Origin of the sequence: Pseudomonas sp. 22490 (genome assembly GCF_052044465.1) — a bacterium.
Taxonomy (GTDB): Bacteria; Pseudomonadota; Gammaproteobacteria; order Pseudomonadales; family Pseudomonadaceae; genus Pseudomonas; species Pseudomonas aeruginosa.
The window spans coordinates 180,043-194,422 of sequence record NZ_JBQENS010000005.1 but is presented as its reverse complement, the minus strand read 5'-3'; the positions used below and the strand labels follow the sequence as shown (position 1 = coordinate 194,422).

Sequence of the window (14,380 nt, the reverse complement as noted above, 5' to 3'; positions counted from 1 at the left end):
GCTCGTGGCGGGGCGGCGCGGCTGGCAGGCGAAGCTACTTGCCGACGCTGACCTCGTAGAACGAGTTCAGGCCGAAGGGACTGATCCTGAAGTCGTGTACCGTCTTGCGCATCGGCTGGTACACGGTGGAGTGGGCGATCGGGGTGATCCGCACCTGTTCCTTGAGGATGTGCTGGGCCTGCTTGTACAGCTCGGTGCGCTTGCCCTGGTCGGTGGTGCGCTTGGCATCCTTGACCAGCTTGTCGTAGCCGGCGTCGCACCATTTGGAGAAGTTGTTGCCGTCCACCGCGTCGCAGCCGTAGAGGGTGCCGAGCCAGTTGTCCGGGTCGCCGTTGTCGCCGCTCCAGCCGATCAGCATGGCGTCATGCTCGCCGCCCTTGGCGCGCTTGATGTATTCGCCCCATTCGTAGGTGACGATCTTCGCCTTGATACCGATCTTCGCCCAATCGTTCTGCAGCATTTCCGCCATCAGCTTGGCGTTGGGGTTGTAGGGGCGTTGTACCGGCATGGCCCACAGGGTGATCTCGGTGCCTTCGGCGACGCCGGCCTTCTTCAGCAGCTCCCTGGCCTTGGCCGGATCGTAGGGCGCGTCCTTGATGGTCTCGTCGTAGGACCACTGGGTCGGTGGCATGCCGTTGCTCGCCAACTGGCCGGCGCCCTGGTAGACGGCGTCGATGATGGCCTTCTTGTTCACCGCCATGTCCAGCGCCTGGCGTACTTCCAGCTTGTCGAACGGCTTGTGGGTGACGTTGTAGGCGATGTAGCCGAGGTTGAAGCCGGCCTGCGACGGCAGGTTCAGGTTCGGGTCCTTCTTCAGCGCGTCGAGGTCGGCGGGGCGCGGGTTGAGGGTGATCTGGCACTCGCCGGCCTTGAGCTTCTGCGCGCGCACCGAGGCGTCGGTGTTGATGGCGAAGATCAGGTTGTCGACCTTCACCTCGTCCGGCTTCCAGTAGTCCTTGTTGCCCTTGAAGCGGATCTGCGCATCCTTCTGGTAGCGGCTGAACACGAACGGGCCGGTGCCGATCGGCTTCTGGTTGATGTCGCTGGCCTTGCCCTGCTTGAGCAGTTGCGCGGCGTATTCGGCGGACTGGATCGATGGGAAGGGCATCGCCAGGTTCTGGATGAAGGCCGCGTCGACCTCGTTGAGGGTGAACTTCACCGTATGCTCGTCGAGCTTCTCGACCCTGGCGATGTTCTTGTCCAGGCCCATGTCGGTGAAGTAGGGAAACTCGGTGGGGTAGGCCTTGCGGAACGGATGATCCTTGTCGAGCATGCGTTCGAAGGTGAACAGCACGTCGTCGGCATTGAATTCGCGGGTCGGCTTGAAGTAGTCGGTACTGTGGAACTTCACGCCCTTGCGCAGGTGGAAGGTATAGGTCTTGCCGTCGTCGCTGACGTCCCAGCTTTCCGCGAGGCCGGGAAGGACCTTGGTGCCGCCGCGCTCGAACTGGGTCAGGCGGTTGAAGACGGTTTCCGCCGCGGCGTCGAAATCGGTACCGGTGGTGTACTGGGCGGGATCGAAGCCGGCCGGGCTGCCTTCCGAGCAGAAGATCAGGTTGCTGGCGAAGGCCTGGGGAACGGCGGCGACCAGCGCTGCGCCGAGCAGCGAGGGAATGATCGCGGAGCGGATGACGGCGTTTCTACGCATGGAGTGACCTCTGGTTATTTTGATTGTCTGCGAGGGACAGCCTCGTGAGCTGTCTTGCGCGAAGCTATGCAGGGCATGTGCCGGCCGCAAGCGTCGAGGTCGGTTCAGTGTAGATGTTGTTATCCGTTTGAAAGGGAATGTCGCATTTTCGAATTTGCGCAAACGCGACGCAGGCCGCGTTTGCTGCGCGAGAGACAGTGGAAACGCAAGAGGCAGCCCGGAGGCTGCCTCTTGTGGTGCGCGCCGACCGGATCAGGGCATCTGCACCTCGATCACACCGTCGGCGTTGACCGTGACCTGGCTGGTCCCGGCCTCGATCTCCGGCGCCTGGGCGCCACCGAAGCTGGCGTCGGCCTTCATCGCCGCCATCCGCATCACCGGGTACGGGCGCGGTGCGCCGGCGCTGTTCACGCTCAGGCTGACCAGCTTGTAGCCCTTGCCGCCGAGCGCCTCGGTGAGCAACTGGGCGCGCTCCTTGAACGCGTCCACGGCGCCTTTCATCAATTGGTCCTCGTTCTTCTTGCGGGTCGCATCGGCGATGCTGAAGTCCATGCCGCCCATCTTCAGCTTGCCCAGCAGGTCGGCGGAAAGCTGGCCGAGGGCGGCGAAGTCGGAGCTTTCCAGGCGCAGCTCGGCGCGCTCGCGCCAGCCGGTGATCTTCTGGCCCTTGTCGTCGTAGACCGGATAGCTGTTGCGACTGCCCAGGCTGATGGTCACGCCCTTGACCTTGCGCGCGTCGGCGACGGCGGCGTTGAGGACGCTGGTGGTCTCGGCGGCGAGCTTGGCCGGATCGCTGCCCTGGTTTTCGCTGTAGAGGGTGACCTGCATCAGGTCGTGGGCCACCTGCTGGCTGACTTCGGCGTGCAGCGAGACCTGGTTGTAGCGCGGCGCTTCCTCGGCGACGGCCGAGAGGCTGGCGGCGCAGAGGGTGACGGCAGCGGCCAGGCGGGAAATCGCAGACATTGGGCAACTCCTTGTACTAAGGCTGAATTCACACTGTAGAGCATCGTTCCGGCAGGCGCGGCAAACACGCCTATACGCCAGTCTTGGACCATGAGACGAAGGCTTTTCCCGGAACGGGTTAGGCGATTTCGGAAAAAACGTGAAATTTACTGATCTGAGCCCTGACAGCGCTCGGCGAAACAGGGCAGGATGGCGACCTGCGAGGTTTCTGAGTCACTTTGCCGCAGAGTTGCCGACAGCGTCTTGGCTATACTCGCGCTTATTCCGGAAGAAAACATGCGCGCACCGGTTTTCCTGCTCTCCGCCAGTCGCCAGAACCTTGGCCGTCTGCTCCTCATCCGTATTCTCGTGCTGGCCGCGCAGGCCGGCTCGGTGGGTTTCGCCTGGCTCTCCGACCTGTTGCCGCTGCCGTGGCTGGCGCTCGGCCTGACCCTTGGCCTGTCCGCCTGCCTGATTCTGTTCACCGCGCTGCGCCTGCGCGCGCCGTGGCCGGTGACCGACCAGGAGTACGCGGTACAACTGGCCTGCGACCTGATCATCCACAGCACCTTGCTGTATTACTCGGGCGGCTCGACCAACCCCTTCGTCTCCTATTACCTGGTACCGCTGACCATCGCCGCTGCGACCCTGCCCTGGATCTACTCCATGGTGCTCTCCGGCCTGGCCCTGACCGGCTACACCCTGCTGCTGATCTGGTACCACCCGCTGCACCTGCAGGCGGTTCAGCACGAGGCGATGCTGATCAACCTGCACCTGTTCGGCATGTGGCTGAACTTCGCCCTGTCGGCGGCCTTCATCACCTTCTTCGTGGTGAAGATGTCCGAGGCGCTGCGCTGGCAGGCGCACATGCAGGCCGAGCGGCGCGAGGAAAGCATGCGCGACCAGCAGTTGCTCGCGGTGGCCACCCAGGCGGCCGGTGCCGCGCACGAACTGGGTACGCCGCTGGCGACCATGAGCGTGCTGCTCAACGAGCTGCGCCAGGAGCGCCCGCAGGACCCGACCCTGCAGGAAGACCTGGCATTGCTCCAGGAACAGGTCAAGCAGTGCAAGCACACCCTCCAGCAACTGGTACGGGCGGCCGAGGCCGACCGTCGTCAGGCGATCGAGGAGCAAAGCGCCGCGGAATGGCTGGAATCGGTGCTGCGCCGCTGGCACCTGATGCGTCCGGAGGCTTCCTACCGCTACCAGTGCCTGGGCCTCGGCTCCGCGCCGCGCCTGACCCCGCCGACCGACCTCAGCCAGGCTCTGCTGAACCTGCTGAACAATGCGGCGGACGCCTGTCCCGACGACCTTGACATCCGCCTGGACTGGGACAGCAGCAGTATCTGCCTGAGTATCCGCGACCACGGCGTCGGGGTGCCCCTGGCGATCGCCGAACAGATCGGCAAACCGTTCTTCACCACCAAGGGCAAGGGCTTCGGCCTCGGCCTGTTTCTCAGTCAGGCCAGCGTGACCCGCGCTGGTGGAACGGTGAAGTTGTATAACCACGAAGATGGCGGCACTCTGACCGAACTGCGCTTGCCGCGCAGCTACGGAATGGCTTGAGTGATCCGTCTGAGAGGCCCTGCCTATGTCTGAAGAGCTGCTCTTCGAAGGGGAAGAACAACCCCATCTCCTGCTGGTGGACGACGATCCCACCTTTACCCGGGTCCTGGCGCGGGCCATGAGCCGTCGCGGCCTGCGGGTCAGCACCGCCGGCTCCGCCGAGGAAGGCCTGGCGCTGGCCCAGCAGGACACGCCGGACTATGCCGTGCTCGACCTGAAGATGGAAGGCGACTCCGGCCTGGTGCTGCTGCCGAAGCTGCTGGAACTGCACGCGGACATGCGGGTGGTGATCCTCACCGGCTATTCCAGCATCGCCACCGCGGTGGAGGCGATCAAGCGCGGCGCCTGCAACTACCTGTGCAAGCCGGCGGATGCCGATGACGTGTTGGCCGCGCTGCTCTCCGAGCACGCCGACCTGGACACCCTGGTGCCGGAAAACCCGATGTCGGTGGATCGCCTGCAATGGGAGCACATCCAGCGCGTGCTCGCCGAGCACGAGGGCAACATCTCCGCCACCGCCCGCGCCCTGGGCATGCATCGACGGACCTTGCAGCGCAAGCTGCAGAAGCGGCCGGTACGGCGCTGAAGCGTAAATGACAACGGGGGCGCCGCATGGCGCCCCCTATACTTTCCGCTTTCCGTCGAATCGCGGTGGATTTCGCACATTCCGCCGGTCGCCGGGGATATCCAGCGGACAGCGCAATCGTTAAGATGCAACTTTCATGAATCGCACGACCAGGGATTGATCATGCGTATCTTCGGTTCGAGTGCCGGCTGCCTGTCGGTGCTGTTCGGACTGGCCTTCGGGCTGCCTGCACTAGCCGAGCCTTCGGTGGACCTGGATGGTCCGACGGCAGGCTGGCGCTATTCCGGCCTGCTCGAGCAGCCCGATGCCCCGCGTGTCGCCTATCCGACTCCGCCCATCGATCGCGGCGGCCAGCGCGGCCGCAGCCTGATCGAAGGACACCTGCGCGAACTGGTCGGCACCGAGCGCGCCCAGCGCCTGGTGGTCAACGGCAATCCTCTCCCTCTCTATACCGACGGCGCCGGGCGCTTCGTCCGCCCCTATGCGTTCGGCCACGGCTCCAACGGCGTTCAGGTCGGCAGCGCCGACGGCAAGATCCTCAAGCGCGTGCAGTTCTACGAAGCCAATCGCTCCCAACTGCCGCCGCGCGTGCGCGTGGTGCTGGGTTGGGACGATCCGAAGGCCGAGCTCGACCTGCATATCGTCACCCCCGATGGCCAGCACGCCTACTGGGCGCATCCGCGCCTGAGCAACAGCGGCGGCCTCGATCCGGACGGCGTCGACGGGCCCGGCCCGGAGATGTTCACCATGGGCGCGCCGCTGCACGGCACCTACCTGATCTACGTGAACTACTGGGGCAACCTCAACAACCAGGGCTACAACTTCCAGGCCGGCAGCAACGTACAGGACGTGATCACCGCGCAGGTCAACCTGGTGTTCAACGAAAACAGCGTCGACGAGAAGCACGAGACCTTCGTCGTGCCCCTGCGCACCATCGGCGACCTGGTGCTGGTCAAGACCTTTACCTACTGAAGCATCCCCTCGTACGGATGACACGGGATTAGCGAACCATGAGCGAGAACAACACCCCCAGCCCTGCCAACGGAACCCCTGCGCCCGCCGCTGCGCGCACCCGAAGCGCCCTGTGGCCGGTGCTGGGGATCGTCGCCGCGCTGGCCGCCGGCGGTGTGCTGGCCTGGCAGATGGGCTGGCTGGAGCGGCTCGGCGGAGGGCGCCCGGCCGAAGAGGACCTCGGCCAGCCGATCGGCGCCCAGGCACCCGCGGACGCCGACGCGCCACGTGCCTACCGTGACCTGCGCAAGCCCGACGCGCTGATCGAGAGCGTGTCGCTGAGCCGCCTGCCGAAGGAAATCCTCGAGGTGCCGTTGCTGCGCGATACCCTGACCGAGGACTTCGTCTTCTATTACGAGAACAATGGCGACCGCCTCGGCCTGACCGGTACGTTGCGGCGGATCATCTACGAGCACGACCTGACCCTGAAGGACAGCCTGGTCGAGGAACTGCTCGACCAACCGGCCCAGGTCGCCCTCTGGCGCGGCGCCGACGGCCGCCTGCGCGACTTCGTGGTGGTGCTCAAGCGCGGCGGCCTGGCGCGGGTGATCGAGCCGCTGGCCCATATCGCCGCCGACGACCAGCAGTTGCGCAAGGTCGGCGAGCTGGCGGGAACCTCGGTCTATCGCCTGCGCTACGGCAACGACAAGGCGATGCTGTTCCTGTCCAAGGGCGACCGGCTGTTGTTGCTGTCGAACCCACGGATGCTCTTCGACGATGGTGGCGAAAGCGACGACAGCCCGCTGAACGCTCCGGCCAGCGAAGACCTGGAGGCACTGCTCGACGGCGACGAACTGTTCCCCGAGCGCTTCGGCCTGCCGGGCCGCGGCGAGCTGCGCCAGCGCATCACCCTCAATGCCAGCGTCCTGGCCATGGGCTACCAGCGCTTCATCCCGAGCTTCGCCGGGGTGCGCTTCGAGAAGGGCGAGCAGGGCTGGAGCAGCTACCTGGCGCTGAACGAGGTGGAACGCCAGCCGCCGCTGGACTTCGCCCCGGTCTGGCAGGCCATGCCGATGGGCGCCAGCGCCTGCGTGGCGCTGCCGGTCACCCCTGGCCTGTACGGGGTGATGCTGGAGCGTCTGGGGGCCGAGCAGAAGATGGCCCAGGCCTTCTCCGAGCATCTCAGCGGCGCTGCCGGTCTCTGCTGGTACGCCAGTTCGCGGCTGCATTCGCCGCTGCTGGTGGGCCAGTTGAGCGCGCCGGCCAGTGCCGAACTCGACGACGAGCTGGGCAAGCTGTTCGGTCGCGTGATCGGCGCGAAGGAAGCCAAGGTCGAGGGTGGCAGCTTCCCGGTGGAAGACCGGGTGGATGGCCAGACCCGCCGCTGGACCCGCCAGGTCAGCTCGAACTTCGGCGCCTATCCGGCCAGCCAGGCGGACAACCCGGAGAGCATCAGCGGCCGCGCGTTCTTCCGCATCGGCATGGCGCGCCATGGCCAGACCCTGCTGTTCTCCCTCGACGACCAGTTGCTCGGCAAGGCCCTGGACACCCTCGACAAACGCTATCCGCCGCTCGCCGAGGTGTTGCCGAAGGATGCGCTGGTACCGGCCTACCTGGCGCCGCAGCCGCTCTCCGAACTGCTGCAACGGGAAACCCTCGACAGCCTGCCGCAGGACATGGAGCCGGTATTCCGCAATGCCGCCGACACCTACCTGATGCCGCGCCTGAAAACCCTCGCCGGCAAGGGCAGCTACGCCCTCGGGCTGCCTGCCGGAAGCCAGGCCAACGCACCGTGGCAATGGCTGCCGCTGGAATGGCGGTCGCTGTGAGACGCCTGACTGCCTTCGGCCTGGCGCTGCTCCTGCTGGCCAGCGGCGTTGCCCGCGGCGAGCCCGCGGTAACGCTCGACCCGCAGCAATCGCAGGTATTCCGCGCCTGGTTCGTGCGCATCGCCCAGGAACAGTTGCGCCAAGGGCCGAGTCCGCGCTGGCACCAACAGGACTGCGCCGGCCTGGTGCGCTTCGCCGCCAACGAGGCGCTGAAAGTCCACGATGGCAAGTGGCTGCGCGCCAACGGCCTGTCCAACCGCTACCTGCCCCCGGAGCTGGCGCTCAGTCCCGAGCAACGGCGCCTGGCGCAGAACTGGCAGCAGGGTGGCGGCCAGGTCGGGCCCTACGTGAATGCGATCAAGCTGGTGCAGTTCAACAGCCGGCTGGTCGGTCGCGACCTCAACCAGGCGCGCCCCGGCGACCTGATGTTCTACGACCAGGGCGACGACCAGCACCTGATGATCTGGATGGGCCGCTCCATCGCCTATCACACCGGCAGCAGCACCCCGACCGATAACGGCATGCGCTCGGTCAGCCTGCAACAACTCATGACATGGAAGGACACCCGATGGATCCCCGACGAATCCAATCCCAACTTTATCGGCATCTATCGGCTGGCTTTCCTCTCTCAATGAATCGCGTCCCAGTGAAGACCACAGCAATGAGCAACCTGCGCCGTTTCAGCCGTAGCCTGGCGGTCGCCGCCCTGGTCCTGCTGCCGTTCGCCGCCGTCCAGGCGGAAGACACGGTGGAACCGAGCGGCTACACGCCGATGGCCGGCGAATCCTTCTTCCTGCTCGCCGACAGCAGCTTCGCCACCGACGAGGAAGCGCGGGTCCGTCTCGAAGCGCCCGGCCGCGACTACCGGCGCTACCGCATGGAGCCCTATGGCGGGGTCGACGTGCGCCTGTACCGGATCGAACAGCCGCTGGAGTTCCTCAAGCGGCAGAAGAACCTGCACCGGGTCCTGGCCGAGGGACAGTTCAAGGGCGAAGGCCTGTCGAACACCCTGGCCTATCTCTGGGACAACTGGTATCGCAAGTCGCGCCGGGTGATGCAGCGCGCCTTCTCCTACGAGTCGCGGCAACAGGTCACCGAGGCGGTGCCCGAGCTGAAGATGGGCAACGCCATGACCGCGCCGACGCCCTACGACGCGCAGTCGCAATACGCGCCGATTCCCGGCCTGCCGCTGGTCAGCCAGTTCCGCTATCCGCTGTGGGACGCCAAGCCCATCGAGCCGCCGCAGGACGTAAAGCTGGCCGGTTCCTCCAGCGAGTTCATCAACGTCGTGCCGGGCAATGTCTACATCCCGCTGGGCAAGCTGAAGCCGGGCCTGTACCTGGTCGAGGCGCTTGTCGGCAAGTACCGCGCCACCACCGTGGTGTTCGTCTCCAACAGCGTGGCGGTGAGCAAGGTCGCCGGCGACGAGCTGCTGGTCTGGACCGCACGCAAGCACGAAGGCACCCCGGTGCCCGACACCAAGGTGCTATGGACCGACGGCCTGGGCGTGATGAGCAGCGGCAATACCGACGCCGACGGCCTGCTGCGGCTCAAGCACGCCAGTCCGGAGCGCTCCTACGTGATCGGCGAGGACCGCGAGGGCGGGGTCTTCGTCTCCGAGAACTTCTATTACGACAGCGAGATCTACGACACCAAGATCTACGCCTTCACCGACCGCCCGCTGTACCGGCCGGGCGACTGGGTCTCGTTGAAGATGGTCGGCCGCGAGTTCAAGGACGCCCGGCAATCCCAGGCCGCCGCCAGCGCGCCGGTGCGCCTGAGCGTGATCGACGCCAGCGGCACGGTATTGCAAAGCCTGGACCTCCGCTTCGACGCGAAGAGCGGCGCCAATGGCCGCTTCCAACTGCCGGAGAACGCCGTCGCCGGCGGCTACGAGTTGCGCTTCGACTACCGCGGGCAGACCTACAGCAGCGCCTTCCGCGTCGCCGAATACATCAAGCCGCACTTCGAAGTCGCCCTCGACCTGGCCAAGCCGGACTTCAAGACCGCCGAGCCGGTGAAGGGCGAGATCGTCCTGCTCTATCCGGACGGCAAGCCGGTGGCCAACGCGCGCCTGCAACTGAGCCTGCGCGCCCAGCAGTTGTCGATGGTGGACAACGAACTGCAGTATCTCGGCCAGTTCCCGGTGGAACTGAGCAGCACCGAACTGACCACCGACGGCAAGGGCCGCGCCGCCATCGAATTGCCGCCGGCCGAGAAACCCAGTCGCTACATGCTGACCATCTTCGCCAGCGACGGCGCCGCCTACCGGGTCAAGACCAGCAAGGAGATCCTCATCGAGCGCGGCGCCGCGCGCTACCGCCTGAGCGCGCCGCAGCGCTTCAGCGCCGCCGGCGAGAAGGTCGAGTTCAGCTATGCCAGCGAACAGCCGACCCCGCTCAAGCCGAGCAGCTACCAGTGGATCCGCCTGGAGGACCGCGCCACCGATAGCGGTCCGGTCGCCGACGGCCGCTTCGCGCTGACCTTCGAGCGCCCCGGTACCTATTCCGTGGAGCTGCGCGACGACAAGGGCCAGCTCCTTGGCGCCACCGGCCACTCGGTGAGCGGCGAGGGCGTGAAGTCGGTGCCGGGCACCGTCGAGGTGGTGTTCGACAAGCCCGAGTACCGCACCGGCGAGGAAGCCTCCGCACTGATCACCTTCCCCGAGCCGGTGGAGGATGCGCTGTTGTCCCTGGAGCGCGACAAGGTCGAGGCCACCGCCCTGCTGTCCAAGGGCGCCGACTGGCTGCGCCTGGAAAAGCTCAATCCGACCCAGTACCGCGTGTGGATCCCGGTGCGCGAGGAGTTCTCGCCGAACCTGACCTTCTCGGTGCTCTACACCAAGGGCGGCGACTACAGCTTCCAGAACGCCGGGATCAAGGTCGGCATGCCCCAGGTAGAGATCGACATCGCCACCGACAAGGAGCGCTACGAACCGGGCGAGACGGTGACCGTGACCCTGGCCACGCGCTTCGCCGGCAAACCGGTTTCCAGCCACCTGACCGTCAGCGTGGTGGATGAGATGGTCTATGCCCTGCAGGCGGAGATCGCCCCCGGCATCGACCAGTTCTTCTACCATCCGCGGCGCAACAACGTGCGCACCAGCGCCAGCCTGGCCTTCATCAGCTACGACGTGGCGTTGCCCGGCAGCACCAGCGCACCCGGACGGGCGAACCGCAGCGAGCGCGGCGTCAAGGTACTGGAGCGGCCGCGCCGCGAGGACGTCGACACCGCCGCCTGGCAGCCGGAGCTGGTCACCGACGCCCAGGGCAAGGCCAGCTTCAGCTTCCGCATGCCCGACTCGCTGACCCGCTGGCGGATCACCGCGCGGGCCATCGACGACAACGGCCAGGTCGGCCAGAAGAAGCAGTTCCTTCGCTCGGAGAAGCCGCTGTACCTGAAGTGGAGCGGGCCGACTCGCTTCCGCCAGGGTGACCAGCCCGACCTCGGCCTGTTCGTCTTCAACCAGGGCGAACAGCCGGTCAAGGCCGAGCTGCTCAGCGGGCCGCCTGGCAGCCAGCGCAGCCAGACCCTGGAGCTGGCCAAGGGAGTCAACTACATTCCGCTGGCGCAACAGCCGCTCAGCGATGGCGACTGGAGCGCCGAGCTGCGCCAGGACGGGCAGGTCCGCGACCGCCTGGCGGTGCGCTTCAACCTGCTGGCCGACGGCTGGCAGGTGGAGCAGGTGCAGAACCTCAGCCTGGCGGCGGCGAGCAACCCGCTGCAACTGCCGGCGGACGCGCGCGACGTACGCCTGCGCCTGGCCGATGGCCCGGCCGCGGCCTACCTGGGCAATCTCGATGATCTGCTGGAGTATCCCTACGGCGGCGTCGAGCAGACCGCCAGCCAACTGCTACCGCTGAGCATCGCCTATCCGGCGCTGGCCGGCGGCGAGCCGCGGATTCGCGACCGCCTGCGCCTGATCATGCAGAACAGTCGCCTGCGCCTGGTGCAGATGGCCGGCCCGGACGCCTGGTTCGCCTGGTGGGGTGGCGACGTCGATGGCGACGCTTTCCTCACCGCCTACGCCTACTACGCCGACTGGTACGCCAGCCGCGCACTGGAGATCCAACTGCCGGCCGAACACTGGCAGCGCATCCTCGAGCCCTACGCCAAGCAGGCGACGCAGACCCCGCTGCTGCAGCGTGCGCTGATCCTGGCTTTCGCCCGCGACATGCAGTTGCCGGTGAACACCCTGCTCGGCGGCCTGCTCAACGATCTGGCCAACGCCGGCGAAGGGCAGGCGCGCGCGGAGCCGCTGGAGGCCGACGACGGCCTGGTGCTGGGCGACCCGGACTCGGCCGTCGGCCTGGCCGCGGCGCGAGTGCTGGCGGTGGACCTTGCACGGCAACTGCGGGTCGCGGTGCCCGCGCCGCTGGCCGCCCAGGCCGAGACGGCGACGCAGCGCCTGCGTGAGGCCGGCTTGCCGTTCACCGATGCCTTGCTGGCCTCTCGCTCGGCCGTGGATGGCCAGCAGGCCAGCGCTCTGCTGCAACGCCTGGCGCCGGCGCAATCGACCCTGGAACGCGCCCTGGCCCTGACCTGGCTGCAGGGCGCCCTGGCCCAGGCGCCGCAGGGCAAGCTGCCGCAGCCGCCGAAGGACTGGCAGGCGCAGCGCGGCGCCAGCGGCGAAACCTACTGGCAATGGCGCGGCCGCGGCATTCCGAGCTGGGTCGACCTGGACGAGGCGCCGGCCCGGCCGTTGCCGGTTGCGCTCAGCTACCGCAGCGCCCAGGCGCCGAGCGGGCAACTGCCGGTGCAGATCAGCCGTCGTCTGCTGCGCCTGGTGCCCGGTGAGGGGGCGTTCGAGTTCAAGGTCGAGGAGGTTGGCGACAAGCCGCTTTCCAGCGACGAACTGTATCTCGACGAAGTGACCCTGAACGTTCCGGAAGACACCGCTCTACGCTACGGCATGCTGGAACTGCCGCTGCCGCCCGGCGCGGATGTCGAGCGCACCACCTGGGGCATCAAGATCAGCGGCCTGGCCGGCGACGAAGCGACCACCCTGGAGCGTGCGCGCAACGAACCGGGCGAGTTGTTCTACGGGGTGCCGGTGGACAGCCTGAGTGGCGAGCAGCGTTTCCGTCACCTGGTGCGTTTCTCCCAGAAAGGCAGCTTCAACCTGCCACCGGCCCGCTACCTGCGTCTCTACGCGCCGGAACAGCAGGCCCTGGAAGCCAAGCCGGCGCTGGCCAAGGTCAAGGTCGAGTGATTGCGTTGCGCGCCTGGCTGGTCCTGCTGTGCGCCGTGCCGTTGCTGCTTCGCGCAGCGGAGGCGCCGGTCCAGTTGGCCTGGCGCACGACCCAGGGCTACGAACTGGTGAGCCTGGATCGCCAGCGGGTGCTCGAGCGCCGGCCGTTGCCGGCCGATTTGCAGGCTCCGCTGGGCAGCCTGTGGAAACTGTTCGTCTTCGCCTGGCTGAGCGACACCGGCCAGGCCGAGCCGCCCTATCCCTGCCAGGGGCGCAGCCGCGAGGAGGTCTACTGCTGCGAGAATGGCCAGACGATCGGTCGTGACCGCGCCCTGGTGCGCTCCTGCGGGCTGTATTTCGAGCCGCAGCGCCTCGCCTTGCGGCCGGAGGCCTGGCGCGGCTACTGGCAGGCGCGCCAGGCACCGGCCTGGTTGCTCGATCTGGAACGGCTGCAACCGCAGACGCGGGTGCCGGTTAAGGAGCTTCTGGAGCAGTTGCAGCAACTGCCGGCCCAGGGCGAGGCGCGGCGGGTACTGCTCGACGTGGCGTTGCAGGCCGGCGACGGCCATGCCGTGGCCAGCCTTGGCGGCCGCCTGCGGGTGAAGACCTGGAGCTGGCTCGACGACCATGACCCGCAGGCGCGCCAGGGCGGTTTCGCCGGCTGGCTGGTCGATGGAACGCCGCTCTGGCTCGGCGGCCCGGGAACCAGCAAGGTGATCCTGGACCGCTACGCCGAGGTGCTCGGGCGCTTCCTGCCGAGTCCGTGGCCGGCCGATCCGGGCCGTTGCGTGGAAGTGAACCTGTTCAGCCGCTATCCGCTGCGCTCGGTCAGCGATCCCTCCGGCCACCCGGCCGCCGAAGGCCTGCTGCATGGTCCGCAGCAAGTGCTCTTCGCCAACGGCAATCGACTGGACATCGCCAGCGCCGGCGACCTCTTCCTGCAACGGGTGGATGGCGTGCCGCGCCTGGTCGCGCGGGTTTCGCGCGAAGAGTACGTGGCGCGGGTGCTGGAGCGCGAAGCCTCGGCGCAGCCGAAGGAAGCCGCTCGCGCGCTGGCGGTGACCATTCGCACCTATCTATTGCAAAACGCCGCGCCGCGCGGCGAATGCCTGGCCATCGATGACAGCAGCCAGCGCCAGCGCGTGGCGCCGCGCCCGGCCAGCGCGCCGACGCGGCGGATCGCTGCCTGGAGCGCCGACCTGGTGCTGGCCGGGGCGACCGTCAACTATCACTCCGACCAGCCTGGTCCGGCGCGCCTGTCCTGGAAGCACGCGGTGGAGCAAGCCGGGCAGGGACTGGGCTACGACAGCATCCTCGCCCAGGCTTTCCCGCGCAGCAGCCTGAGCCGCTGGGACAACCCGGTGGCCGCCTGCCAGCCGTTGCCGGCTGCCGAAGACTGGCTGCGCAAGCAGCGCCGGCAGTGGCGCGAGCGTCTCGACCGAGAGCCCGGCTACGAGGAGATTCCGAGTTTTTCCGTGTGCCGCCTGGCTTCCGGGCGGCCCTATGTCGATCGCGAGCGCGAACGCATCTTCGTCCGCGGCCTGTATTCCCTACAGGAACGCCTGGACCTCACCCACGAATACCTGCACCTGGCCTTCCGCGCCCATCCCAGCGGCCAGGACGAAAACTATATCGAAAGCCTGGCCCGGCGCCTGCTACTGGAATGA

General features: G+C 67.1%; 9 protein-coding genes. 7 read left to right on the top strand and 2 right to left on the bottom strand.

Features of this window, described 5'->3' with window-relative positions:
- Positions 1–34: 34 nt before the first annotated feature.
- Positions 35–1,648 (bottom strand): ABC transporter substrate-binding protein, encoded by a 1,614-nt coding sequence (locus ACTJJX_RS07790; RefSeq protein ID WP_395549306.1) that lies wholly within the window; start codon positions 1,646–1,648, stop codon positions 35–37.
- A gap of 252 nt (positions 1,649–1,900) precedes the next feature.
- A complete protein-coding gene (locus ACTJJX_RS07785) occupies positions 1,901–2,611 on the bottom strand; it encodes an SIMPL domain-containing protein (protein ID WP_003094423.1) in 711 nt (236 codons plus the stop codon).
- Positions 2,612–2,887: 276 nt separating this feature from the next.
- Here ACTJJX_RS07785 and ACTJJX_RS07780 point away from each other — a divergent pair, with 276 nt between their 5' ends.
- The 7 genes from ACTJJX_RS07780 (at position 2,888) to ACTJJX_RS07750 (ending at position 14,380) form a co-directional block, all read left to right on the top strand.
- On the top strand, positions 2,888–4,156 hold the full coding sequence (locus ACTJJX_RS07780) for an ATP-binding protein (RefSeq protein WP_003094421.1): 1,269 nt from the start codon (positions 2,888–2,890) through the stop codon (positions 4,154–4,156).
- A 25-nt stretch (positions 4,157–4,181) separates the two neighbouring features.
- Positions 4,182–4,742: a response regulator transcription factor gene (locus ACTJJX_RS07775; RefSeq protein ID WP_003106283.1), complete on the top strand. Its 561-nt coding sequence runs from the start codon at positions 4,182–4,184 to the stop codon at positions 4,740–4,742.
- 162 nt (positions 4,743–4,904) lie between these two features.
- Complete coding sequence (locus ACTJJX_RS07770) at positions 4,905–5,714, top strand: YfaP family protein (RefSeq protein WP_003094417.1); 810 nt, start codon at positions 4,905–4,907, stop codon at positions 5,712–5,714.
- 38 nt (positions 5,715–5,752) lie between these two features.
- Positions 5,753–7,522: a DUF2138 domain-containing protein gene (locus tag ACTJJX_RS07765; protein ID WP_016852114.1), complete on the top strand. Its 1,770-nt coding sequence runs from the start codon at positions 5,753–5,755 to the stop codon at positions 7,520–7,522.
- On the top strand, positions 7,519–8,157 hold the full coding sequence (locus ACTJJX_RS07760) for a DUF1175 domain-containing protein (protein ID WP_003112865.1): 639 nt from the start codon (positions 7,519–7,521) through the stop codon (positions 8,155–8,157). The genes ACTJJX_RS07765 and ACTJJX_RS07760 overlap by 4 nt, the downstream gene beginning before the upstream one ends.
- Before the next feature lie 26 nt (positions 8,158–8,183).
- Positions 8,184–12,734: an alpha-2-macroglobulin MagD gene (gene magD / locus ACTJJX_RS07755; protein WP_016852113.1), complete on the top strand. Its 4,551-nt coding sequence runs from the start codon at positions 8,184–8,186 to the stop codon at positions 12,732–12,734.
- Entirely contained in the window at positions 12,731–14,380 is a 1,650-nt protein-coding gene (locus ACTJJX_RS07750) for a YfaQ family protein (protein ID WP_016852112.1), read from the top strand. The genes magD and ACTJJX_RS07750 overlap by 4 nt, the downstream gene beginning before the upstream one ends.

Coding starts and splice junctions, on each gene's coding strand:
- ACTJJX_RS07790 (WP_395549306.1), bottom strand. CDS start 1,648: ATGCGTAGAAACGCCGTCATCCGCTCCGCGATCATTCCCTCGCTGCTC.
- ACTJJX_RS07785 (WP_003094423.1), bottom strand. CDS start 2,611: ATGTCTGCGATTTCCCGCCTGGCCGCTGCCGTCACCCTCTGCGCCGCC.
- ACTJJX_RS07780 (WP_003094421.1), top strand. CDS start 2,888: ATGCGCGCACCGGTTTTCCTGCTCTCCGCCAGTCGCCAGAACCTTGGC.
- ACTJJX_RS07775 (WP_003106283.1), top strand. CDS start 4,182: ATGTCTGAAGAGCTGCTCTTCGAAGGGGAAGAACAACCCCATCTCCTG.
- ACTJJX_RS07770 (WP_003094417.1), top strand. CDS start 4,905: ATGCGTATCTTCGGTTCGAGTGCCGGCTGCCTGTCGGTGCTGTTCGGA.
- ACTJJX_RS07765 (WP_016852114.1), top strand. CDS start 5,753: ATGAGCGAGAACAACACCCCCAGCCCTGCCAACGGAACCCCTGCGCCC.
- magD (WP_016852113.1), top strand. CDS start 8,184: ATGAGCAACCTGCGCCGTTTCAGCCGTAGCCTGGCGGTCGCCGCCCTG.